Source organism: Spectribacter hydrogenoxidans, assembly GCF_031846275.1.
Lineage (GTDB): Bacteria > Pseudomonadota > Gammaproteobacteria > Nevskiales > Salinisphaeraceae > Spectribacter > Spectribacter hydrogenoxidans.
Genome location: NZ_JAVRIB010000002.1, coordinates 263,627 through 286,570, shown reverse-complemented (window position 1 = coordinate 286,570; position 22,944 = coordinate 263,627). Strand labels below are relative to the sequence as shown.

At 62.0% G+C, this 22,944-nt stretch carries 17 protein-coding genes and 1 pseudogene; 2 read left to right on the top strand and 16 right to left on the bottom strand.

The genetic code is table 11. From position 1 onward, the window contains the following. Positions 1 to 18 precede the first annotated feature (18 nt). From RM532_RS03135 to RM532_RS03080, 12 genes and pseudogenes are all read right to left on the bottom strand, one after another. Positions 19 to 276, bottom strand: a pseudogene (locus RM532_RS03135) (LbetaH domain-containing protein); the annotation flags it as partial. Positions 277 to 327: 51 nt separating this feature from the next. Further along, positions 328 to 1,449: a DegT/DnrJ/EryC1/StrS family aminotransferase gene (locus RM532_RS03130; RefSeq protein ID WP_311651673.1), complete on the bottom strand. Its 1,122-nt coding sequence runs from the start codon at positions 1,447 to 1,449 to the stop codon at positions 328 to 330. Continuing rightward, complete coding sequence (locus RM532_RS03125) at positions 1,446 to 2,027, bottom strand: acyltransferase (RefSeq protein ID WP_311651672.1); 582 nt, start codon at positions 2,025 to 2,027, stop codon at positions 1,446 to 1,448. The genes RM532_RS03130 and RM532_RS03125 overlap by 4 nt, the downstream gene beginning before the upstream one ends. A 2-nt stretch (positions 2,028 to 2,029) precedes the next feature. Continuing rightward, the gene (locus RM532_RS03120) at positions 2,030 to 3,094 is read right to left on the bottom strand and encodes a Gfo/Idh/MocA family protein (protein ID WP_311651671.1); all 1,065 of its coding nucleotides are present in this window, start codon (positions 3,092 to 3,094) and stop codon (positions 2,030 to 2,032) included. Position 3,095: 1 nt separating this feature from the next. Further along, positions 3,096 to 4,409: a nucleotide sugar dehydrogenase gene (locus RM532_RS03115; protein ID WP_311651670.1), complete on the bottom strand. Its 1,314-nt coding sequence runs from the start codon at positions 4,407 to 4,409 to the stop codon at positions 3,096 to 3,098. 29 nt (positions 4,410 to 4,438) lie between these two features. Continuing rightward, positions 4,439 to 6,730, bottom strand: coding sequence for a polysaccharide biosynthesis tyrosine autokinase (locus tag RM532_RS03110; RefSeq protein WP_311651669.1), 2,292 nt, complete (start codon positions 6,728 to 6,730; stop codon positions 4,439 to 4,441). Positions 6,731 to 6,744: 14 nt separating this feature from the next. After that, a complete protein-coding gene (locus tag RM532_RS03105; RefSeq protein ID WP_311651668.1) occupies positions 6,745 to 7,938 on the bottom strand; it encodes a polysaccharide biosynthesis/export family protein in 1,194 nt (397 codons plus the stop codon). Between the two features lie 42 nt (positions 7,939 to 7,980). Continuing rightward, the gene (locus RM532_RS03100; RefSeq protein WP_311651667.1) at positions 7,981 to 10,158 is read right to left on the bottom strand and encodes a YjbH domain-containing protein; all 2,178 of its coding nucleotides are present in this window, start codon (positions 10,156 to 10,158) and stop codon (positions 7,981 to 7,983) included. Positions 10,159 to 10,173: 15 nt separating this feature from the next. Continuing rightward, on the bottom strand, positions 10,174 to 11,007 hold the full coding sequence (locus tag RM532_RS03095) for a capsule biosynthesis GfcC family protein (RefSeq protein WP_311651666.1): 834 nt from the start codon (positions 11,005 to 11,007) through the stop codon (positions 10,174 to 10,176). A 13-nt stretch (positions 11,008 to 11,020) separates the two neighbouring features. Beyond that, a complete protein-coding gene (locus tag RM532_RS03090) occupies positions 11,021 to 11,704 on the bottom strand; it encodes a YjbF family lipoprotein (protein WP_311651665.1) in 684 nt (227 codons plus the stop codon). Between the two features lie 38 nt (positions 11,705 to 11,742). Further along, complete coding sequence (locus tag RM532_RS03085) at positions 11,743 to 12,384, bottom strand: hypothetical protein (protein ID WP_311651664.1); 642 nt, start codon at positions 12,382 to 12,384, stop codon at positions 11,743 to 11,745. 272 nt (positions 12,385 to 12,656) lie between these two features. Further along, positions 12,657 to 13,112: a low molecular weight protein-tyrosine-phosphatase gene (locus tag RM532_RS03080; protein WP_311651663.1), complete on the bottom strand. Its 456-nt coding sequence runs from the start codon at positions 13,110 to 13,112 to the stop codon at positions 12,657 to 12,659. A gap of 87 nt (positions 13,113 to 13,199) precedes the next feature. On the opposite strand from RM532_RS03080, the gene RM532_RS03075 reads away from it, so the two are divergent. Both RM532_RS03075 and RM532_RS03070 read left to right on the top strand, forming a co-directional pair. Then, the gene (locus RM532_RS03075) at positions 13,200 to 14,909 is read left to right on the top strand and encodes a hypothetical protein (protein ID WP_311651662.1); all 1,710 of its coding nucleotides are present in this window, start codon (positions 13,200 to 13,202) and stop codon (positions 14,907 to 14,909) included. A 99-nt stretch (positions 14,910 to 15,008) separates the two neighbouring features. Then, complete coding sequence (locus RM532_RS03070; protein WP_311651661.1) at positions 15,009 to 17,480, top strand: efflux RND transporter permease subunit; 2,472 nt, start codon at positions 15,009 to 15,011, stop codon at positions 17,478 to 17,480. Positions 17,481 to 17,532: 52 nt separating this feature from the next. Here the strand turns inward: RM532_RS03070 and RM532_RS03065 are convergent, their stop codons facing one another. The 4 genes from RM532_RS03065 to RM532_RS03040 form a co-directional block, all read right to left on the bottom strand. Then, complete coding sequence (locus tag RM532_RS03065) at positions 17,533 to 18,450, bottom strand: alpha/beta fold hydrolase (RefSeq protein WP_311651660.1); 918 nt, start codon at positions 18,448 to 18,450, stop codon at positions 17,533 to 17,535. Then, entirely contained in the window at positions 18,447 to 19,790 is a 1,344-nt protein-coding gene (locus RM532_RS03060; protein WP_311651659.1) for a DNA recombination protein RmuC, read from the bottom strand. The genes RM532_RS03065 and RM532_RS03060 overlap by 4 nt, the downstream gene beginning before the upstream one ends. A gap of 149 nt (positions 19,791 to 19,939) precedes the next feature. Next, entirely contained in the window at positions 19,940 to 21,754 is a 1,815-nt protein-coding gene (locus RM532_RS15900) for a thrombospondin type 3 repeat-containing protein (protein WP_349255248.1), read from the bottom strand. Positions 21,755 to 21,798: 44 nt separating this feature from the next. Then, entirely contained in the window at positions 21,799 to 22,914 is a 1,116-nt protein-coding gene (locus tag RM532_RS03040; RefSeq protein WP_311651658.1) for an OmpA family protein, read from the bottom strand. Positions 22,915 to 22,944: the final 30 nt, after the last annotated feature.

Genomic DNA, 22,944 nt, shown 5'->3' with positions numbered 1-22,944 from the left:
GCCGATGCTCTCCCGACACTAGACTTCAACGCGCAATGTGCCGTTCTCAAGCACATAGACAGCACCGGCAAGCTCACATGAGACCTTACCCTTCCCCGCCAGCGGCAGATCCAACTGCTCATCATATTGACTCATCCAGCCGATTTGCCTTGCGGGCACGCCAACCATGAGAGCGTCAGCGGGCACGTGCTTGTTGATCACCGCACTCGCACCGGGGAACGCGTACTCACAGGTGCCGACGCCACAGACAATTGTACAATTTGCTCCGACCGCCGCCAGCCCGCACCGAAACGGCACGCGTAAACTTGTTCTTCGGCAGCAGCCGTTTCAGAGGCTCGTTGATGCCGGGCTTTCGCTCGTCTGCGCAAGCACGCCGACGATGGACTGTTGGGCGTCATGACCCAGCACGGGGTACATGGGCAAGCTCATGACCCGTTGGGAAAGCTTGGCTGATACGGGTGTGCATTCCGTGGAGCACAGGTGCTCATAGGCGAGCTGCTTGTTTAGCGGTACCGGATAGTGCACAGCAGTGGGGATACCGGCCAGCTTCAGGTGGGTCTGGATCGTGTCGCGGTCTTCCAGCATGATCGTGTACTGCGCGAACACGCTGGTGCGGTCTTCGCGCTGCTGGACGCGCTGGATGCCGGCTTCGTCCATGAGCTGCTTGTATCGCTGGCCGATAGCGATCCGCTGCTCGACTTCCCAGTCAAAGCGGTCCAACTTGGCGAGGACGATGGCAGCCTGCAGGGTGTCCATGCGGCCACCGACGCCAATGCGGCTGTGCACATAGCGCTGGCTTTGGCCGTGCACGCGGATTTCTCGGCAGGCCCGCGCGATAGTGTCGTCACTCGTAAAAATGGCGCCACCGTCGCCGTAGCAGCCCAGCGGTTTGCTGGGGAAGAAGCTGGTGCAACCGATAGTGGATAGGTTGCAGGATTTCCTGCCCTTGTATTCGGCGCCAAAGCTTTGCGCGGCGTCCTCAATGACGGGGATATTGCCGTGACGGGCAGCAATGGCGTTGATCTCATCCATGGCCGCCGGCTGACCGTAGAGGCTGACCGGCATGATGGCTTTCGTTCGCTCGGTGATCCCGTCTTCGATCAAGGCAGCGTTGATGTTGCCGGTGTCCGGCTCGACGTCCACGAAGACCGGCTTTGCACCCAGCAGCACAATAACCTCCGCGGTAGCGACGAAGGTGAACGGGGTGGTGATGACTTCGTCGCCTGGGCCAATGTCCAGCGCCATGAGGCTGATGAGCAGGGCTTCGGTGCCACTGGCGACGGTGATGCAGTGCCTGGCGCCGGTGTATTCCTGCAGGCGCTCCTCCAACTCGCGGACTTCCGGGCCCATGATGTACTGGCCGTGCTCCAGCACGGTGTTGATGCGCGCCTGGACCTGCGGCTTGATCTCTTCGTACTGGGCCTTTAGATCGATAAAAGGGATATTCATGGGCTTAGACAGATCAGTGTGTTGTCGCTCAGACGGTAGCTTTCGCCGCCGTGAGGGCAGGTGTATTCCCCTTCTCCGCTGAGTGGCAAGGGTATCTGCTCACCGTAGCGGCTCATCCAGCCAATCTGCCTGCCCGGTATTCCTACCATGAGGGCGTAGGCGGGGACGTTCTTTGTGATGACGGCGCCGGCGCCGACGAAAGCGTATTCACCGATGGTGATGCCACAGACAATGGTGCAGTTCGCGCCCAAACTGGCGCCGCGTTTCACCAGGGTGTCGCGGTACTCATTCTTGCGCTCGATCAGGGCGCGAGGGTTATGGACATTGGTAAATACCATCGAGGGTGCGCAGAAAACGCCTTCTTCGAGGGTTACGCCGTCATAAAGGCTCACATTGTTCTGAACTTTGCACCGGTCGCCAATGACAACCCGATTGCCGACAAATACGTTCTGACCCAGCGACACGTTCTTACCAACACGCGCACCGCCGCATACGTGCACCCAATGCCAGACACGGCTGCCCTCGCCAATCTGTGCGCCCTCGTCAACGATAGCGGTCGAGTGCACCGTGGCGCTCATCGTCAATACTCCAGCGGCAGGGCAACCCGCCGCCCGTCACGGGCCGACAGGTACATCGCGATGATCAATTCCAGCGACTTCAGGCCTTCGCGGCCATCGGTTTCCGGCTCCGCCTCACCACGCAGGGTCTGGATGACATTGTCGTAGTAAATCGGGTGGCCAAAGCCGTAGACACTGGTCGTCGCGTAGTTGGCTTCCCTGACATTTTCGTCTTCCGGCCGCGGCTCGTCGAACTCCCAGTGCTGGATGTCGTTGACCGCGACGCCACCAATGCGCACGGTACCCTTTTCCCCCAAGATGGTGATGCTGCCCTCATAATTCTTCGGATACGTCAGCATCGTGACGTTAAGTGTGCCCATGGCGCCATTGCGCCATTGAATCGCGGCGGCGCCCGTGTCTTCCACCTCGATGTTGCGGGCAAGCGTGCCGGTGTAAGCCATGACGCTCTCAACGGGGCCGATAAGCCAGTCAAGCAGGTCAATGTAATGACTGGCCTGATTCATGAACGCACCGCCATCGAACTCCCAGGTACCCCGCCACCTGGCGCTGTCGTAATAGTCCTGCGGACGCGTCCAGAAGACGTTGAGGGCAACGCTGTAGATACGCCCGAAGCGCCCCTGCTCAACCGCCTGCTTCAGCAGCTGGAGGGTCTCGTTACGGCGGTTCTGCTTGACAACAAATAGACGCACACCAGCCTGGTCGCAGGCCTCGACCATCGACAGCCCATCTTTCCAACGTGTCGCCATCGGCTTTTCGGTGACCACGTGTCGACCACTCCGGGCCACCGCGGTGGCCTGGGTGGGATGCAAACCACTGGGCGTGGTCAGGACGACGCAATCTGCGCTGGTGGCGGCTAGCATTCTGTCCAGCCGTTGATGTCCTTGTGCGCCGGTGCGCTCCACCGCTTCCTTCAGGGCTGCCGGATCAACGTCGCAGACATCGACTACCTCGCATCGATCAGCATGCTGCTCAAACGCCCCGAAGTGATTCGCAGCGATGCGCCCACAGCCGACAACGGCAAAACGCACTTTGCGGCCAGTGATTGGTGCGTAATCGGGACTCAACATGTCAGGCCTTGAAGATGTGCGGCGCGGCATCGCGATAGACACCGCGTGTATCGATGATCAGGCGCGCGTTATCACGGATCAGTTCGTAGTCGAAGCCGTCATGGTTGGTGGCGAGCAGAACCGCGTCGTAGTCGGCTAGCGTATCCGCCGACAGGGGCACGCTGGATAGCTCGAATTGATGCGCGCGCAATTTCGGGAAGCGAGGCACATGGGGATCGGAATAGGCGACTTCGCCCCCCTTGTCGCGCAGCAGCTCCATGATGGCAACGCTCGGGGATTCCCTCATGTCGTCAACGTTCTTCTTGTAGGCGATGCCCAGTACCAGTATCCGACTCCCTCGGATCGGTTTGCCCTGCTCGTTCAGCCCATCCGCGATCTTGCTGAGTACGTACTCCGGCATGCTGGAGTTGATCTCGCCGGCGAGTTCGATAAAGCGGGTATGCAGGCCGAATTCGCGAGCTTTCCATGTGAGGTAGAACGGGTCGATCGGTATACAGTGTCCGCCGAGGCCCGGGCCCGGGTAGTAAGGCACGAAGCCGAAAGGTTTTGTGGCGGCAGCCTCGATTACCTCGAAAAGATCGATCCCCATGCGGTCCGCGATGATTTTCATCTCGTTGACCAAGCCAATATTCACGGCACGGTGAATGTTTTCCAACAGCTTGGTCATCTCGCCGGCCCGGGTGGAGCTGACCGGGACGACCTGGTCAACAATGCTTTCGTACAACAAGCGTCCGAGCTCGGCGCAATGCGGCGTAATGCCGCCGCAGATCTTCGGGATGGTGCGGGTGCTGAAATCCGGATTCGCCGGGTCTTCTCGTTCGGGGGAATAGACGAGGAATATGTCCTCGCCAACTACGAACCCCCTGTTCTCGATTCTGGGCTTGAGTTTCTCGTCCGTCGTGCCCGGATATGTCGTGCTTTCCAGACTGATGAGCTGTCCGGGCCTCAGATGCGGGATAATTGTATCCAGGGTCCGCAGCACAAAACTCAGATCCGGCTCCCGATGCTGCCCCAGCGGTGTGGGCAGACACAGGATGATTACATCCGCGGTCGCCACCGCCGCCATGTCCGCAGTGACTTCAAAGCCAGCGGCCAGCGCTTCGCCGATCTTGACGCTGGAAATATGGGCTATGTAGCTCTTCCCGCCTTTGAGCGTGGAGACCTTGTCTTCGTCGACATCCAGCCCCATCACCGGGAAACGTTCTTCGGTGAACCGGATTGCCAACGGCAGACCTACATAGCCAAGCCCGATGACGGCAATCCTTGCCCGATTACCCTCAAATTTTTCGCGCAGGCGCGCAAACTGTTCAGCCATTTCGGGAATGCCCTGGTTGCGTGCCGCGGCTAACCGCGGGCCTTGTATTCGTACTGGTAATACTGGTAGGCGCCGGCGTTATCCGCATGTGATTTGGTTAACCCGTTAAATATGACGCCGGCAACCGGCGCGCCCGTCTGGGCCATGCGCTTTACGCTTTCCTCAATTTCCGCCATCGGATGCACCCCGGCACGAGCCACCATGAATGGCACGATGCCCGGCATGGAGCCTGCGATAATGGCTGCATCCGTCACCGCGAGAATCGGCGGTACGTCGATCAGCACGAGATCGAAGCGCTGCTTCAGGTCTTCCATCACGGTGCGAAATTCCTTGCGCATGAGCAGCTCGGACGGATTCGGCGGCAACTGACCGGTGGTGATGAGGTTTATCCGGGATCCCTCGATCGTATGCAGGGCCTCATCCAGGGTGGCCTGGCCCGATATCACTTGCGACAACCCGGGCTCGCGGCTGCGACTTGTCGTGAACTCGTGCAGGCGCCCCTTGCGCAAATCCCCGTCGACCACGACGACTTTCTGGCCTATGTCCGACAGCAGGTAAGCCAGATTCATGCTGATGAACGACTTGCCCACACCAGGGGCCGGCCCGGTGAACAGGATGATGTTGCTTTCCGCATCCATTTGCGCGAAGTACAGACTGGTGCGGAAGCTGCGCAGTGCCTCCACACCCACCTCATCGCCGCGGTCACGCGCCAGTAGCGGCATTGCTTCCCGCCGGCGACGGGCCCGTTGTGTTTGGCGATGCAGCCAGGGGCTGAAGGGGACCACCGCGTAAACCGACAACCCCAGTTGTTTCTCGATTTCCCCAGGGTCATTGACGCCGCGGCGCAATGCCATTTGCACGAATATCAGCCCGAGCCCGAACATACCCCCGAGAAGGAGCGACAGCATGAACACCAATGCGCTTCTGGGGCTGACTGCCTTCACCGGCCGCACCGCACTATCGATGATGCGCACGTTGCCGATAGTGCCGGCCTTGACCACGCGCAGTTCCTGGGCGCGCTTGATCAGCTCGGTATAAAGTTGTGTATTGACTTCGAGGTCCCGCTGAAGCCGCAGTATCTCCTTCTGGGCATCCGGTAGCCGGCCCACCTGGCTCTCGATCTGCTCACGCTCCTGCTGCAGCCGCTCCATTTGTTCCCGGGCGGCCGTCAGGGCCGGATGATCCCCCGTGTATCTCTGCCGCAGTTCGGCGAACTTCATCTGCAACTGCGAACGCTTGTCCTCCAGCGATACCACCTGATCCAACAGCGCCTGGGCTTCCGCCGTCAGGTCAATTGCCTTTTTCTCCTCGCGATACTCGGCCAGTTTCGTTTCTGCAGCGCGGACTTCCGACCTGAGCTCGGGAAGCTGCTCATCCAGAAATTCGAGACTTTTCTCCGCCTCCTTGGACTTTGCCTCCACGTTCTGCCGCAGATAGGTTTCGGCGATCTCGTTGACGATCGTGGTGATCCTGTCACGCTCGGTTCCCTCGAGGCTGATGCTCACCACCCCAGTGTCGTCACCTCTTTCCGATACGGACAGACTCCGCTGCAGATCTTCCACAACACTAAGCCAGGCCCGCGGCACCACCGAAAAATCCACCGGCAGTCCACCGGCTTGCAAGGCCCGAACAAAGATCCGGACTGAGTGGCCGGTGCGGGTTTTGCCCTCGGCCGGTTGACCGACTTCGCCGGTCAACACGGCTTCGCCATCCGGTCCGTACAGCCGGTAGCCATCACCGCCGATTGCCCGGAGGGTGAACGGCGTGCCCATCAGGTCCTGGGGCACCTCCATCCTGGTGACGCTGATCTCGGCTGGCTGCCACACGAACTGCGGAAACCAGCCCAGTTCTTCCGGTGCGGCCAGCTGATCCTCTGTCGATGCCTGCCGCGGTGCGTCGCGGCGGGCGGCAATGGACTCACCGATAACGGGAAAGTATTTCGGCGCCGCGTGCGTCTGTAGATGCAGGGCATCAACGGTCGCGCCCAGGACGGACCGGGATTTGATGATTGAAATCTCGGATTGCGCGGGGCTGGTGTTCTTGCCGGTCAGCTGTCCCAGTTCCGATGACAGACCGCTAAGCGGTGACGAACCCTCGGTTTCAATCTGGAGCAGTGCATCCGCCCGATACTGAGGCTGTGCCACGAACAGATAGAAGATTGCGCCGAGTATCGCCAGCGCGATACAGGCGGCAATCTTCCATCTGCCGCCACGGATCACTGCCCAGAGCCGGGCCAGATCGATCTCGTCACTCCAGTCATCTCGGTCCATACGGCCTGACCCGGACGCGGGCGCAGGCGGCAGCTGTTGCCCCTGGTTCATGCTATTCGGCTCGGTTAATTGCGGTCGCGTGCCCTGTCGTAGATCAGGGCACTCTGGAACAGGACGTTAAGCGACGGGGTGATCTGCGCCAGCGCGCGGTTGAAATTCACCAGGCTCGCCGGGGCTGCGAAAACAACATCCCTCGGGCGCAACTGGAACTGATCCGCCAGGAGGAATGCCTGCATGGAATCGGAGTTGAGGTGATAAACACGCGGCCGCTTGTTGATCTGCACGCCGGATTCGGCGTCCACGTCGGGTTCGACAAAGCCGCGGATCACGTAAACGCTGCCGGCGTCAGCCGTGCCCAGATTCAGCCCGCCCGCGGCCAGCATTGCGTCTGACAGGCTCATGCCGCCGGCGGAGAAAGGCGCAGCCGTCTGCTGGGAAAACTCACCGACGAGAAACACGCGGTTGAAGCTGTCATTCACGATGAGTTGGTCACCGGCCTGCAGCAGAATCGGTTCACCGCCGCGCCGATAGCGCTGCGACAGGTTCAGTTGCTCCCGCTGATCGCCCCGAATCAATTCGATGGCGTTCACGCCGGCAACCAGCGGATCACGCTCGGATACCAGGGACTGGCAGGCATCCAGCGCGTCCACTACCGTCAGCGGGACATCCTGGATCGGTATCACGCAGGGTTTGCTGATATCGCCGGTGATGTAGACCTTCTTGCTGCGGTAGTTCAGTACCTTGACGTCAACCTGCGGGTCGCGGATCACGTCACTGAGTCCGGCGGTAATCTCCTCGCGGACCTGATCGATGGTGTTGTCTTCCACCGTGATCTCGCCCACGAACGGGACGTAGATCTGGCCATCGGCATCCACCAGGCGGCCCGAGGACTCGAAGTTCTGGGTGGTGCCTGCCGGGTTGGTGATATCCGGGTGGCCGAATACGATGATCGCCAGTACGTCGCCAACGCCAATACGGTACGGGTTGGCGGCCATGGGCGACTTATCTCCGGTCAGCTGCTGTCTGACCTGCTCGAACCGCTCCGACTGGTTGCGACGCTGCTCCAGGATCAGTTCCGGGGTGATGCGCTCGATGACCGGCGAGAAGTTCAGCACGGTACCGCCTTCGCGGTCGGGCGGTTGGTAGGTTGCCGCGGATTCCGCCCCGTCCACGCTCGGATTGAGTCCCGGCAGTGCGCATCCCGTCAATGCGGCGACCAGCGCCAACCAGGCCACGCTGCTTCGAATCGAGTTCACCATTGTTCGTGCCTTATCCGGAGTGGCAACCGTACTTCAACGCGACTATTCATCGGCGCTCCGCTCAAAACCGCGCCAGTATCCGTCTGTATCTCGGTCCGACGTCAAATCGTATAGCTGGTAGCGGCGGTTGAGTTTGGCGCCGCCATCCCGGGTCAGGGGGCGGTACAACAGCGATACCTTTTCGCGGCTCGACGTGTTGTAGAAGAAGTCCATCGGGATGTTCAGGTACAGCCCCTTGTCGAAGCTACCCTCGCCGAATTTATCGCCCGCGCTGGTGAATGTTGCGAATGCGCCGAATCGAATCCCGGAATCAAAGCGCCGGGAGAAATCGAATGTTACCCCCACGTCGCGGGCAAGATACCTGCCAACGCTGACTTTTGCCAGGACGTCCTTGATGCCGGTTTCCATGTAGGCCGTCGCATGGCCCGTAACGGTAGCGTAATCGCGCAGACCGAAACGCTGGTCGAACTCCCTTTGGCGCACGTAGTTTGCATCAAAACCAAGGGCGAACCAACTATCGAACGGACGGTACATCAATTCGCCGCCCACGCCGGTATACATCAACTCCAGAATGCCGGCATAGGCCAGCGCATACCAGTCATCGGCAAGGCGCCTGGTACGGGAGTACTGCAGGTTGTACAGACCAACGTCGACATCCTGGTAGTACCTCTTGATGAACGTGCGAGCTCGCGGGAGCTGCGATGGGCCCAGGAAGTCGGCACCCTCGAACGTACTCCAGAGGTTAGCCGCGATCACTGCGGACAACCATCCGTTCTCGTCGGTGCGGTAATCCAGCGTAAGACGACCGATCAATTGCTGCAGATAACCGTCGGGCCCGCCGAAAAGCTGCTTATAGCCCGGGGTTACGGCGTAATAGAATGATTGCGGGTCCTGCTCGTAAAGCGTTTCCGCCGTGGGGCGCTGCTCCTCGGACCGTGGGACATCCTGCGCATAGACCTGCTGGCGGAAATCCTGGTCATGAAACTCGTTGGTATCGGTGGTTGCGCCCAGGAACGGGAGCTTTGGCAACGGCTCTCTCGGCAATACATCTTCCCGCAGTTGCAGGCCGACCGATTTCCAGCGGAAACGAAATTCGGAAAATTCGTCCGCGGTGACATTGTGCAGAATCCGGCTGGCGCGCAGTTCGGATTCCGCCAGGGCGCGGTACTTGATCGGTTCGCCTTCGACGGTGAGCGTATCCACCTCCCTGAGAATGCGCGAAACGCGCACGCCCGCATTGGCAGCCAACGCTCGGCTGACCTTGCTCCACTCCCTGGTGGTCCGCTCTGGCGCGGGATTGACCCGCGGTTCGGGCGGGTCTGCCTTTGGCTGGCCGATCTCCGCGAGATTCACGGTAATGGTGGCGCCCAGACGGGCCTGATTGCCCCGTTCCCAGGCCGCCGTCAGGGAAATCCAGTCCGTCAGCCGGTAACGCAGGCCGACGTTGAAGGGGGAATCTCGTTCGAACGCATTATTTTGCGGCTCGTTCTGGTAATCATTACCATCGTATTCGAGTTGCGCATACAAGCCGTCGATGGGTGTCCGGTACTGCACGCCGCCGAATAGGCCGATCGGCCCGACGAACAGGCTGCCGAAGTTGAACTCGCCGCCCAGCCCGCCATCCGATCGGCCACGGTTGGCCCGGCTATCGAAGCGGTCCATCACCGTGCCCAGGGGGTTCGTAATATCGGAGCCCAGCGAAAAATAGCCCCAACCCACGCCCAGGCTGAAATCGAAATCGTGGAACCGCTTGCTGGCGACCAGGTATTCGCCGCTAAACAAACCCGTACCGCCGACATCCCGGAATCCCAAAGCGACGCTTGGACGAAAGCGGCTTTCTTCGAGTAGCCGAAACTTCGCGTCAAACCCCTTATCCAGCAGGTTCCGATCAGGATCGTCGCTGGCCCGATACCTTCGGTTGCGAATTTCGGTATACCGGAGACCCACCTCGGCCCACTCGAATGGTTGAAAGCTGAGGGTGTAGTTTTCGTACGGATCAACGCGCAAATACTGGCCGGAAAAACGGGCCAGCGGCGCCATGCGGGCTGTGGGCTTTTGCAGCAGGCCAACGCCGCCGAAGTCGGTCTGAAATACGGCGTGTTCGCCGGTGTCGACATCCGCGTCTTCGGCCAGCGCTGCCTTGCCGGCGCATGCGCAGAACGAGGCGCTTATCAACACAAGGCTCCCCACGAGCACACGCTGTTGCCTAATCACCGCCATGGCGTTATCAGCGTCTCAGGCGCCAGGCGGCGTGAAAGTGCGACATTCGCGCCCGGCGACCACGTGCGCCAGAAAATCCGGCAGGGCCCTGTTAAGCCACGTGGGCGTGGTGCCTTGAAGGTGAGTGGGCGCCACCACCCGGGCACCCGCCACCAACCTTGATCTGCCGGCGTTCCAGGCGGCCACGCCGACCCGCTTGCGCTTACCCCATGGCTGGATGACCGTTATCCATTCCGCGTCGCTGGAAAGCACCAATGCGCCGCGATCAATGAGTGCGGCCACACTTGCGGCTTGCTCCCAGGGCAGGCGATGAACGCCATTCTCGTCCCAGACCTCGACTGTTCTGGCCGGCTCGCAATAGCCGAAGCTCGACAAGGCGGATAGGGGCGGCGCTTGCTCGGGGTGCGCCAGCAGGTCGGCCGGCCCCCAGCGACCCGGAACCCGAAATCCGCGAAGTGATTCAACCGCCTGCCGCCATGCCAGGAACTGGGCTTTGCGTGGGGCCGGAAGATGGTCCAGATTGGCCAGGCGCTGCAGCTCCTGCAAAATGGCTTTCCGCTGGTGACGGCGCTCATGCTCGGTTCGCGGGGTCCGGATAAAGGAAAAGTTCCAATCCACCCGACCGAGATCAGGCATGCCCAACCAGGCATCCAGTAGCGATGTCGCGCGGGAGCGCTGCCCGTCTGTGGCCGCTTGCCCGTTGCCAGCAATCGCCACCGAGCTCACGCCGAGACACATCAGCGCCGACAGCAGAATCGCCGGGGATTGCCTCAGAAGGCCGTGATGCTGTTCGGTGCGGCGTCCGCGGCAAAGCAAACGCCCGAGCAGCGGTGTCGCGGTCGTTCGCATTCGCCCTACCCGCCTACCACCATGGGCGGGCAACCTGCCATTCGTACACGTCGCCATCCGGTACCGGCTGCACCCGGGCGGCCCATATGCGGCCGGAATTCTTGCCCAACCACAGCGTGGAGTCCGTGGTAGTGCCTGCCGGCCATGTCACGGACTCCTCGCATCGCCGAAGATCCAGCGTGATGAGTGGGAGCTCCACCGACTCGAGATCCGATTGGCACACCAGCTCCGCACGCCCGCGGGCTTGCACGACCTCTCCCGCCCGGGTCTGCCAGGTACGCACAAGCTCGTAGCTCACCGGCCGTTCATCAGCTACGCGCCACGGCAAGGTGTCCAGACGGCCCAGGATAAAGCGGGTGCTCAGGACATCCGTGGACAGGCCGGCGGTGTGGCTCAGATTCCCGTTGTTCAACACGAATGTCTGCCGCTTCGCGGTTTGCCAGTAAGTAAGGCTATCGCTGGCACGAGACATCACCATCAAACCACCACGGCCATCCACGGTGAGCTTGATGCTGGCGTACGAAATCGCTTCCGCGCGTGCCGCCACGTCAGGCGCCGTTTCAGCGACCAGGCTGCCCACTAGCGCGCCAAGGACGTCATCCAGCCCGGCGCTGCACGCCACCAGATTGCTTGCAAGCCCAAAGAAAATGACCAAAAAAATTGGCCGCCCGAAGGCGGCCAACTCATCCTTTTTCATTATTGGTCACCGCATACCAGCAAGCTCAGCCTGGTCAATTAATTAGAGCCAGTCGCCGTCCCGGTGCCGGTGCCCGTACCAGTCGCAGTGGCGGTAGCCGTTGCTGTCCCGGTGTCGGTGCCGGTATCCGTTCCCGTGTCGGTGTCAGTATCCGTGTCCGTGTCGGTATCGGTGTCAGTGTCGTCGTCGTCATCGCCGTCTCCATCACCGTCGCCGTCGCCGTCGCCGTCTCCATCACCGTCGCCGTCGCCGTCTCCATCACCGTCGCCGTCGCCGTCGCCGTCTCCATCACCGTCGCCGTCGCCGTCTCCATCACCGTCGCCGTCGCCGTCTCCATCACCGTCGCCGTCGCCGTCGCCGTCACCGTCTCCATCACCGTCGCCGTCTCCATCACCGTCGCCGTCGCCGTCGCCGTCTCCATCACCGTCGCCGTCTCCGGTACCGCCGTCGAAGCCAACGCCGCCACCATCGCTGGCAGCCAGATAGAGCCCCAACAAGAGCCCCGTGCCGGCAATTTCATCGACGTAGGTATCGGTCAGTCCAGGCGCCTGATCGGTGGGCCCGCCGCTATCCAATTCACCGGCGCCGTCATCATCATCGTCGCCATTCGCGGCGAAAGACGCGGTCGAAGGGATCAGTTGCCCGGCCAGGAGCAATGCCGCGAACAGCCATGTTTTCATTGGTCTCTCCAGAATAGCGAGAGTGCTTGCAGGCAAACTACCACTTTCGCGCGCGGGGGATCAAACCGCGGATGCATTAACTTTTCCTGCCATCTCGACCTGATCACCACGCCCAACGTCGCCAAGGGTATCCGTGATTATCGCAATCCGTTGGTTAAGAAATTGTTAAGGCGAGTTCATGATCGGTACAACGGCGGGGCCTGCGGAAATGCTCGGTCGCGGAGTTCGGTTGCTTGCAGTTTGGCGTGTATCCACGAACAAGCGCGCGATAATCAGCCGTTCATTACCCGAATACGGGAAATCCAGTCTGCCGAGAACGCGCTGATTTGCGCAAAGGCTTTCTCGAAAGCCGCCCGATCATGACCGTAGGGGTCTGGCACTTCCGTCGTGTTTTGCCAATGCCCCAGAAGGAAAATCCGCCCGCGAATCTGGGGCGCGTGCCGGAAGAACCACTCGTTGTGCCCGGCATCCATGGTCAGGATGAGATCCTGTTCCGCGGCCCATGCCGCGGTCACCTGCCGGGCGCGGTGGGTCATAATATCCAGCCCGTTTTCACTGGCAATGGCCTGCGCGTGATCTTCCGCCGGGTAGCCGACCAGGGCTCCTACGCCCGCCGAGGTTACCTCGCATTCCGGTAGCGCCTTGCGCAGTATCGCTTCGGCGAGGGGGCTTCGGCAGATATTGCCGGTACATACCGTGGATACACGTTTAATCAAGATCAGCCTCAAGCACTCGATACAAATGTAAATCATAGCAAGGCCGGGCGCGGAGAACCCCGGCTACAATGCAGGCTCCAGCTAGACGAGCGAGGTCCCATGCGGCTCTGGCGGCGGCGCAAACTACCGACAAGCAGGGTATCCATCGATAGCGCTGACGACGCTGCGCTGGCAGATATCGTGCTGGCCGCCTGGTCGGGAAACCCGACCCATGATCTCCCCCCTCTGACTCGGCTCGCGCACCTCGATGGGCCGGTATATGTCGCCGCCCGGCGCGCGGGGCGGCGCCTGGCCGATGCGTGGGGGGCGGGTGAGTCGACGCATTCAGCGATCACGAACGCGGTTCGACAGGTCTCCGGCCAGACAACGAAAGCGGGAATCGACACCCTGGAATTAGTCCTGACGCATCAACCTCGATCGCACCCGCCGGACGGGGAACCATTACTGCCCAATGTCCAGCGCGGCATCCGCGGGCTGGCTATCCGGCAGGGCGATCACTTGGCCCGATATGCGCCCACTTACATGCTCGCCACCAATCGGTCGAAAGAGGCAACTGAGGGCGTGTTTCGGCGTGAGTTCAAGCTGTCCGAGAAAGATATGACGCAAGCCGAGGTCCGGACGTTCGATGCCAGCCAATGGCTTGTCATGGTCAAGACAGAAAACCCGGAGCCAGCAGCCGCGCTCGCCATGCAGCGCGGCAGCCGCACCGTGCCCATGGCGGCCGTCACGCGCGCCGGCGTGGAGGCGTTTGCAAGGCGTGCCACTGACTGGATGACAGCGAATCTGCGAGCCAATGGCCGGATGACCTACAAGTACTGGCCAAGCATTCGCAAGGAATCCAAGGCCAACAACATGATTCGCCAGTGGATGGCCACGCTGGCGCTTATCCGCGCTGCGCGGCATTGGCAGGACGAGGCGTTGATGGAACGCGCCGAGCACAATATCCGTTACAACCTGAAAGCGTACTACCAGGAAAGAAACGGCTACGGGCTGATTGAATGGAATCGGAAGATCAAGCTCGGTGGGCTGGCGCTTGCCGCGCTGGCGCTGGAGACTCACCCGTCCCGGGAAACGTGGCAACGGCAACGTCAGGCGCTGCAGCGGTCGGTCGCCGAGCTATGGCAACCGAACGGCTCGTTTCGAACATTCGTCAAACCGCCCGACCGCAACGATTGCCAGAACTTCTATCCCGGCGAGGCGCTGGTTTACTGGGTTCGGCTGTTCGAGGAATCAAGGGATACCGGTCTGCACGTCCGTTTCATGACGTCGTTCCACTTCTATCGGAAGTGGCATCGCCGGCGCCGAAACCCCGCGTTTGTACCGTGGCATACGATGGCGTACTGCCGCATGTGGCAGTTGACCCGTGATGACGAGCTGGCCGATTTCGTGTTCGAAATGAACGACTGGCTGGTGGAACACGCCCAGCAAACAGAACGCACGGCACCCACCGCAGATACCATCGGCCGGTTCTATAATCCGGATCAGCCATGGGGGCCGCCTCACGCATCGTCTACCGGCGTTTATCTTGAGGGGCTGATTGAAGCCTACCGTCTGGCGGTGGCATGCAAACAACGAAAACGGGCTCGCCGCTATCGAGCGGCCATCAGGCTGGGCCTGCGCAGCGCCATGCAGCTGCAGTTCAAGGATGAGGTCGACATGTTCTACGTGCCCGAGGACCTCCGCGACCGCGTGCATGGCGGCCTGCGCACGACGGTGTATCACAACGAAATCCGCTGCGATAATGTGCAGCACAACCTCATGGCCGCAATCGAGGTTCTGGCCACGTTTTCCGACCGGGATTTCGCGTAACATCTCGGCCAGCGGGCCGGCCCGTCATCCACCAGTGCTCCGGGTCCGGTGCAACGGCGGCCAATTCGCCGGCACGCCTCCATTACCAGCGGATGATCGATGAAAAACTCTCTCTTCGCGCTCTACGAACGCTTTGGTCTCGAGCAACCGTGGGTGATGTGGCTGCTTGCCGCCGTAGTCGCCGCCGCAGCGGCATTCTTTGCTCAGGATTTCCGGCTGGATGCCTCGGCGGATTCGCTGGTGCTGGAGAACGACGAGGACCTGGCGTTCTACCAGAAGATGACGGAACGCTACGGCTCGCAGGATTTCCTGATCGTCACCTACAACCCGGCCGACGGGTTGTTCAACCGGCCGGCGCTTGACCGGCTGGAAGCGCTGCAGGAGGAACTGGCCGACGTCGGGATGATCGCGGAGGTCACCAGCATCCTGAACGTGCCGCTGATCGACAGCCCGCCGGTGTCGTTTTCGGAAATCCAGAAGGGCATCCGCACCCTGTTCGACGAGGATACCGACCCGGAACTGGCACGGGAGGAGTTCCTGACCAGCCCGCTGTACGAGGATCTGCTGCTCAGCGACGACGCGCAGACCACGGCCATGCTGCTCACCCTGAAACGGGACGAGCAGTATCACGAACTGCGCGACAGCCGGAACGAGCTGCGCCGCAAGCGGGAAGCCGAAGGGCTGAGCGAGGCCGAGGCAAACCGGCTGACGGAACTGGAAGCCGAATTCGACACCGTAAGCGGGCAACAGCAGAGCGAACAGGCGGCAATGATCGCCGAGGTGCGCGAGATTCTGAACCCGTACCGCGACGGCGCCACCATCCACATGGGCGGTCTGCCGATGATTGCGGTGGACATGATCGAGTTCGTGCGCAGCGACATTCAGGTGTTCGGTGCCGGCGTCGGTGTGCTGCTGATCCTGCTGCTGGCGGTGATCTTCCGCCGTGTGCGCTGGGTGCTGGTGCCGGCGGCGATCTGCGCCACGGTGGCTCTGAGCGTGTTCGGTTTTCTCGGCGCGATGGGCTGGCACGTGACCGTGGTGTCGTCCAACTTCATCTCGCTGGTGCTGATCCTCACCCTGTCCCTGATCGTGCATCTGGTCGTGCGTCAGCTCGAACTGCACGCAGAGAACCCGGATGCCCGGCACGGGGCGTTGATCAGCGAGACCCTGCGCAGCAAGTTTTCACCGTCCGTATTCACGGTGCTGACGACGATGGTGTCGTTCGCCTCGCTGATCGTCAGCGGGATTCGCCCGGTGATCGACTTCGGCTACATGATGGTCTGCGGCATGGCCATCGCGTTCGTGGTGGTGTTTGCCCTGTACCCGGCGGCCCTGGCGAGGCTGAGCGCCGGCACGCCGGTGTTCGGCGACCGCGACATCACCGCCGGCATCACCGGCGGCTTCGCGCGGACGGTGGCGCGTTTCCCCGGGCTGACGTGGTTGGCCTATGCCCTGATTGTCGTGATCGCCGCGACAGGCATCAGCCGGCTGGGGGTGGAGAACCGCTTCATCGACTACTTCAAGGAATCCACCGAGATCTACCAGGGCATGGTGCTGATCGACAAGAAGCTGGGCGGCACCACCCCGCTGGACATCATCATCGACGCGCCGGAGGGCTTCCCGATCGGCGAGGAGGCTGCACAGGAAAGCGGCGACGGCGGCATGAGCGCCAACAGCTACTGGTTCAACAGCTTCACGCTGGAGGAACTCGACCCCATCCACAATTATCTGGACGAGCTGCCGGAAACCGGCAAGGTGCTGTCGCTGGACACCACCATGGATATGCTCACCCAGATCAACGGCGGCCCGCTGGACAACTTCGCGCTGGCGCTGATCTACGACCGGTTGCCCACCGAGATCAAGGAAACGCTGTTCGACCCCTATCTGGGGCCGAACGGCAATCAGGTCCGGCTGAGCGTTCGAGTGATCGACTCCGACGAGAACCTGAACCGTTCCGCCTTGTTGAAGAAGATCCGCACCGATCTGCAGGACAAGTTCGGCCTGGCCGCCGAGCAGATTCACCTGACCGGTCCGCTGGTGCTCTACAACAACGTGCTGCAGAGCCTGTTCCGGTCACAGATTCTCACCCTCGGCGTGGTGTTTGCCGCCATCGCCCTGATGCTGTTGCTGCTGTTCCGATCATTCAAGGTCGCGCTGATCGGGGTGGCGCCGACCATGGTTGCCGCCAGCGCCGTGCTGGGCCTGATGGGATGGATCGGGATTCCGCTGGACATCATGACCATCACCATCGCGGCGATCACCGTGGGCATTGGCGTGCACGACACCATTCACTACGCGCATCGCTTTCGTGACGAAATCCAGCAGGATGGTGACTATGCCGCCGCAGTGCAGCGGTCACACGCCACCGTCGGCCGGGCGGTGTACTACACCACCGTGACCGTCACGCTGGGATTCTCGATTCTGGTGCTGTCGAACTTCGTGCCGACGATCTACTTCGGCCTGCTCACTGGCGCCGCCATGGTGCTGGCCCTGATTGCCAACCTGACCCTGCTGCCGCTGTTGCTGGTGCGGTTCCGGGCGTTTTCACATCTGGCGCCGCAGCGCACCTGATACCCGGAACCGGGTTACCGCGGCGAATCGGGGCGGCCGGATGAATCCGGCCCTACGCGAGCTGCCGGGCGTCGGCCTGCCGACCGGACCGTAGGGCGGCATTCATGCCGCCTTCGGAGAGAAAATCCGTCACCATCCCGGCGAATGCTTCCGGCTGTTTGCGGTGCATGAAATGACCGGCGTCCAGGCCGGCAACGCGACAATCGGCACCGGTCACGCCCCGCCACATTTCCGGCCCGATGCACCCATCGTGTTCGCCATAGATGCAAAGGGTTGACTGCCGGGGCGGCGCAATCAGCCAGCCTCGCCGGCTGGCACGGCGCAGACTCAACAACGCGCCCGGCAGACCACGGTAATACCCGAGGACGGCCCGGCGCGCGGCCCGCGTTGCCAGCGCCGCCCGCACGGGCGCGATATCGGCCTCGGTGAAATCCCAGTCCGGCGCCCAGCGCCGCCATATCCATTCAATGAAGCGACCGTCCGAGAGCCCGAGATGGGTTTCCGGCCAGCCCGGCAGCTGGAAGTAGCCGATGTACCAGGAGCGCAGGATCTGCGCCGGGCGCATGTTCGCCAGAAACCAGCGCAGCGGTGGTACCGCGGCTGCTACCACCCGGTCGACCCGGCTTGGCGCCATCGCCGCCGTGGTCAGCGCAACCACCGAACCCCAGTCGTGCCCGACCAGCGAGAAGCGCCGCGCGCCCAGGGCATCGGCCAGACCCAGCACGTCCCGCGCGAGTGTGGGCACGCGGCAATCGCCATCCCGCGGTGCCGCCGTGGGGGCATAGCCACGCAGGAACGGCGCCACGGCCCGATAGCCTTCGGCTGCCAGACGCGGCAGCAGGTCGTCGAACGTGTGGGCCGAATCGGGAAAGCCGTGCAGACAAAGCACCAGCGGGCCCTCGCCCGCGGCACGGACGGCGAATCGCAGCCCGTTGGCGTGGATATCGAAGGATTGAACGCCGGCAGTCATGACGACTCGTCCAGATCCTCGGCTTCATCATCATCTTCACCGGCGCCGATGGCCCCGGCCCGACGCCACTCGGCGGGCAGCCGCTTGCTGGCCGATGCCCCCAGGCTCTTGAGCTTCTCCGCCCGGGTGACCAGATTGCCGCGACCATCCACCAGCTTGCCGCGCGCGTCCTCATAGGCACTGACCGCGCTTTTCAGACCGCGGTCGAGCTTGTCCATGTCATCGATGAAGCCCTTGAACTTGTCGTAGAGGGCGCCGGCACGGCGGGCAATTTCCGCGGCATTCTCCTCCTGGCTCTGCAATCGCCAGAGGTTGGCGACCGCCCGCAGCATGGGCATGAGCGTCGTCGGGGAAACGATGGCGATATTGGCTTCCAGCGCCTGCCGCTGCAGGGAAAAATCGCCGCGTAACGCCTCCACGTAAGCCGCCTCCGAGGGAATGAACATGAACACGTAGTCCAGCGTCGCCTGGTTGGGCACCTCGTGGTAATCCTTGTCCGAAAGCTGGCGCAGGTGGCGGCGGACGGACTCGAGGTGCTCGCGCAGGGCAACCGCCCGGCCGCTTTCGTCCTCGGCCTCGTGCAGGCGCAGATAGGCCGTCAGCGACACCTTGGAATCCACCACGATCGCCCGCTCCCCCGGCAGGTGGATCACCGCATCCGGAATCCGGCGCCCGCCCTCGGCGCGGGTCTGCGAGAACTGGGTCTCGTAATGCTGGCCCGGCAGCAGGCCGGAGCGCTCCAGCACCGTTTCCAGGATCATCTCTCCCCAGTTGCCCTGGGTCTTGGATTCGCCCTTCAGCGCATTGGTCAGATTGACCGCGTCCTCGGCGATCTGCTGATTGAGTTCCCGCAGCTGACGGAGCTGCTCGGTGAGCTGCCCACGCTGGCGGTTCTCCTCATTGTAGGTCTCGCGCACCTGCTTTTCGAAGCCGGCGATCCGCTCGCTCAATGGCTTGAGAAGGGATTCCAGCCCTGCCCGGTTCTGCTCGGTGAAGCGCCTGGATTTCTCTTCGAGGATTTCCTGCGACAGCGTCTTGAACTGGTGGGTCAAGCTGTCCCGGGCCTCGGTCAGAAGCTGGAGCTTTTCCTCGGCCTGGCGGCGTTCACTGTCCAGCCGGGTTTCCAGCCGGGCGTTCTCGCTTTGCAGAGACGACAACTGGCGGCGCGTTTCCTCGAGCTGGGTTTCGGTTGCGTCGAGCCGGGAGCGCGCGTGCTCGAAGCGTTCCAGCAGCCGCCCTTCGCGCAGGCGTACGATTGCCCAGGCAGCCACGAAACCGAAGACGAGCCCACCAAACACCATGGCCGCGATGACAAGCGGCGAGATCGTGAGCTGGGTCATCAGGGCATCCATGACGAATCGTACTCAGCAGTTGCCGGGGCCAACAAAAAGGTCCGGCATCGCGTCAGTGGCGATGCCGGACCTGTGAAGCCGACCGTTCCCGGGAAAGCGGCAGGCCCCGATCCCGGTCATGGCCTCACGGCAGAACCCTACGGCGCCGGTGCATCATCCCTTACGCAAGCCGCGAAAGCGTCCAGGCTTGAGAGTACATCCGCCACACCGCCGAAGGTCAGGCGAACTTCATCGAACGCCTGGTTGGCTGCAATGGTGGCAAGACGAACTTCGTCATCGTTCACGATGCCCAGCAGATCGAGATCCAGCAGTTGTGTGGCCGGTTCGCTTTGCACCACCGCACCATCGGAAAGCAGTTGGATCTCCAGTCCGCTCAGCAGATCCACGCTGAGCAGCGCATCCGGGCTGCTGACCGCAAAGCCAACCGTGGCCGGTGCGGTGATTGGGTCACCGTTCTCGTTGGTCACGCTGACGAAAACGCTGCCGAGGAGGTCGACGGCTGCATTGAGGCGCGCCGCGTTGGCCAGATCCGCGTCAACGACATTCTCGGGGTTCTGTACCGAACAGAGCAGGCACAGGCCATTGGTGCCCGAGGCTACCGTGGCGGGCTGCAACAAGGCCTGGAATTCGGCCTCCGGCCCAGTACCACAGGCAACCTCGTCAAGCTCACAGACGTTTCCAATCCCGTCCATGTCCGAATCAGCCTGATCGGCATTCGGCGTGCGCGTGCAATTGTCGTCGCAATTCGCAACGTCCCCGCCCGTGCAGGGGTTGTCATTCGGGTCACCCGAGTCGTCGCCGTCATCCAGGATGCCGTCGCCGTCAGTGTCCGGATCGCAGACATCGCCGACGCCATCGCCGTCCAGGTCCGCCTGTCCGGGATTGGCCACCATCGGACAATTGTCATCCGGATCGTTGATGCCATCGCCATCGGTATCAACCGGGTCACTCACGTCACAGGCGTCGCCTACCCCGTCGCCATCATCATCGAGCTGATCGGGGTTGGGCGTAACCGGACAATTGTCGTCGCAATCAGTGACCATCCCGGCCTCGCAGGTGTTGTCCCCCGCCTCGCCGGAGCCGTCACCGTCATCCAGGATCCCGTCGCCGTCGGTGTCCGGGTCACAGACATCACCAGCGCCATCGCCATCCAGATCATCCTGCATGGCATTCGCGGTGAACTGACAGTTGTCGTCGCAATTGGTCGTCTCACCGTCCATGCAGACATTGTCGTCCACGGCGCCGGAATCATCGCCATCGTCCAGGATCCCGTCATTGTCATCATCGGGGTCACAGACATCGCCGATGCCGTCGTCGTCGTTATCCGCCTGATTCGCGTTGGGGGTGGTCGGGCAGTTATCCGCGACATCCGGAATGCCGTCGCCGTCCACATCATCCGTGCAGGCGTCGCCCACGCCGTCCCCATTGGTATCGGTCTGGTCCGGATTCGACGTATCCGGGCAATTATCCGGCCCGTTGTCGACACCGTCGCCATCGCGATCGTCATCACAGACATCGCCGATGCCGTCGCCATCGGCGTCCAGCTGATTCGGATTCGGGATGGCCGGGCAATTATCGTCCGCATCCACAACGCCGTCGTCGTCCCGGTCAACCACGTCGTCGCAGACGTCGCCGACCCCATCGCCGTCCAGGTCGATCTGATCCGGATTCGGCGTGTCCGGGCAGTTGTCGGTCACGTTGGCAATGCCGTCACCGTCGCGATCGTTGTCGCAGGCGTCACCGATACCATCCCCATCCGAGTCGGTCTGCGCCGGATTCGGGGTGGACGGGCAGTTGTCGACATCGTCGTTCACGCCGTCCTGGTCGGCGTCATTGTCGACCGGCGTGGTAGGGGGACTACCGTCGCCATCGGCGCCGCCGCAACCGATCAGGCTAGCGCCTGCGGCAAGCGCGGCGCTCATTATGATCAGGCGGAAAATATTCAAGCTCATGATAGATCTCCGGAATTCCTGCTCGGTTTCGGACTGATCACCGTTCACTGCAACACGCGGAATTCGACCCGCCGGTTGCGCGCACGGCCGTATTCGGTTTCGTTACTGGCAACGGGCTGGGTCTCACCATAGCCCCGAGCGACCAGGCGGAAAGCATCAATGCCGGCACTGACGAGGTAACTCCGAACCGATGCCGCCCGCTCCTGCGACAGGTTCTGGTTGTAGCTCGCGCTGCCGGTGCTGTCGGTGTGGCCGGCGATTTCCACGCGTAACGTCGGCTGCCCGCGCAGTGCCCGAACGACGCGATCCAGGGTGCCCTGTGCCTCCGGCGTCAGCCGGGCGGAGTTGAGCGCGAACGTCACGCCGTCCAGTCGCAATGTCTGGTTCTGCTCGGCGCACCCGCGGCTGTCCACACGCAAACCCCGGAGCGTATCGGGGCATCGATCATTCTGATCGGGTACGCCGTCACCGTCGGTGTCGGTGATCTTGGCCGGTACTTCCTTGATGACCTGCTTCTCGCGGACAACTTCGCGCACCACTTCTTTTTCCACCACACGGGAACCGAGCGGTATCTCCACGCCCAGGCTCAGCCGCCAGTCATCCATGCCACTTTCCGAACCGAATTCGTAGTCGTCATGGATATAGCGGCCCTCGCCACGAATGCGCAGGGCGTAGCCCCCCAGCTCCGCCGTCACGAACCCGAGACCGACGTTGCCGAATGCACCCGTGTCGTCCGCCGAATCAGGCACGACATCGTTGTGCACCGCACCGACACCGATCAAGCCGTAAGGCGTCCACCCCTGTCCGCGCAGCAGGCGGTATCTCAGGTCCACACCAATGCCGTACTGATAGAAATCGGTGAAGCCGGGGATGTTGAGATCCTTGGTCTCGATGACGGTCCGGAAGGCCTGCACCTCGACATCGAACTGATCGCGCAGATGCCAGCCAAATCCCAGCGCGACGCCGTCGCTGGCCGTGCCATCAGTCTGGCGGTTGTCATCGGGAAAGAATGCAAACGGAAGTACATTGAGATAGGGACCCGATCGGTCCGTTGTCGGCACATCGGCCGCAACCTGGCGCTCGGGTTCGGACTGGGCGAATGCGCTGGACGCGACAAGGCCGCTACCCAGAATTGCCACGAGAATCGTGCGTCGAATCATGATCTATATCCCCGATATCTCTAGAGTCGC

Bases quoted from the DNA above. Each gene is read 5' to 3' on its own strand.
- RM532_RS03040 (WP_311651658.1), bottom strand. From the start codon at position 22,914: ATGATTCGACGCACGATTCTCGTGGCAATTCTGGGTAGCGGCCTTGTC.
- RM532_RS03065 (WP_311651660.1), bottom strand. From the start codon at position 18,450: ATGACTGCCGGCGTTCAATCCTTCGATATCCACGCCAACGGGCTGCGA.
- RM532_RS15900 (WP_349255248.1), bottom strand. From the start codon at position 21,754: ATGAGCTTGAATATTTTCCGCCTGATCATAATGAGCGCCGCGCTTGCC.
- RM532_RS03130 (WP_311651673.1), bottom strand. From the start codon at position 1,449: ATGAATATCCCTTTTATCGATCTAAAGGCCCAGTACGAAGAGATCAAG.
- RM532_RS03095 (WP_311651666.1), bottom strand. From the start codon at position 11,007: ATGCGAACGACCGCGACACCGCTGCTCGGGCGTTTGCTTTGCCGCGGA.
- RM532_RS03120 (WP_311651671.1), bottom strand. From the start codon at position 3,094: ATGTTGAGTCCCGATTACGCACCAATCACTGGCCGCAAAGTGCGTTTT.
- RM532_RS03070 (WP_311651661.1), top strand. From the start codon at position 15,009: ATGAAAAACTCTCTCTTCGCGCTCTACGAACGCTTTGGTCTCGAGCAA.
- RM532_RS03090 (WP_311651665.1), bottom strand. From the start codon at position 11,704: ATGAAAAAGGATGAGTTGGCCGCCTTCGGGCGGCCAATTTTTTTGGTC.
- RM532_RS03105 (WP_311651668.1), bottom strand. From the start codon at position 7,938: ATGGTGAACTCGATTCGAAGCAGCGTGGCCTGGTTGGCGCTGGTCGCC.
- RM532_RS03085 (WP_311651664.1), bottom strand. From the start codon at position 12,384: ATGAAAACATGGCTGTTCGCGGCATTGCTCCTGGCCGGGCAACTGATC.
- RM532_RS03060 (WP_311651659.1), bottom strand. From the start codon at position 19,790: ATGACCCAGCTCACGATCTCGCCGCTTGTCATCGCGGCCATGGTGTTT.
- RM532_RS03100 (WP_311651667.1), bottom strand. From the start codon at position 10,158: ATGGCGGTGATTAGGCAACAGCGTGTGCTCGTGGGGAGCCTTGTGTTG.
- RM532_RS03075 (WP_311651662.1), top strand. From the start codon at position 13,200: ATGCGGCTCTGGCGGCGGCGCAAACTACCGACAAGCAGGGTATCCATC.
- RM532_RS03115 (WP_311651670.1), bottom strand. From the start codon at position 4,409: ATGGCTGAACAGTTTGCGCGCCTGCGCGAAAAATTTGAGGGTAATCGG.
- RM532_RS03125 (WP_311651672.1), bottom strand. From the start codon at position 2,027: ATGAGCGCCACGGTGCACTCGACCGCTATCGTTGACGAGGGCGCACAG.
- RM532_RS03110 (WP_311651669.1), bottom strand. From the start codon at position 6,730: ATGAACCAGGGGCAACAGCTGCCGCCTGCGCCCGCGTCCGGGTCAGGC.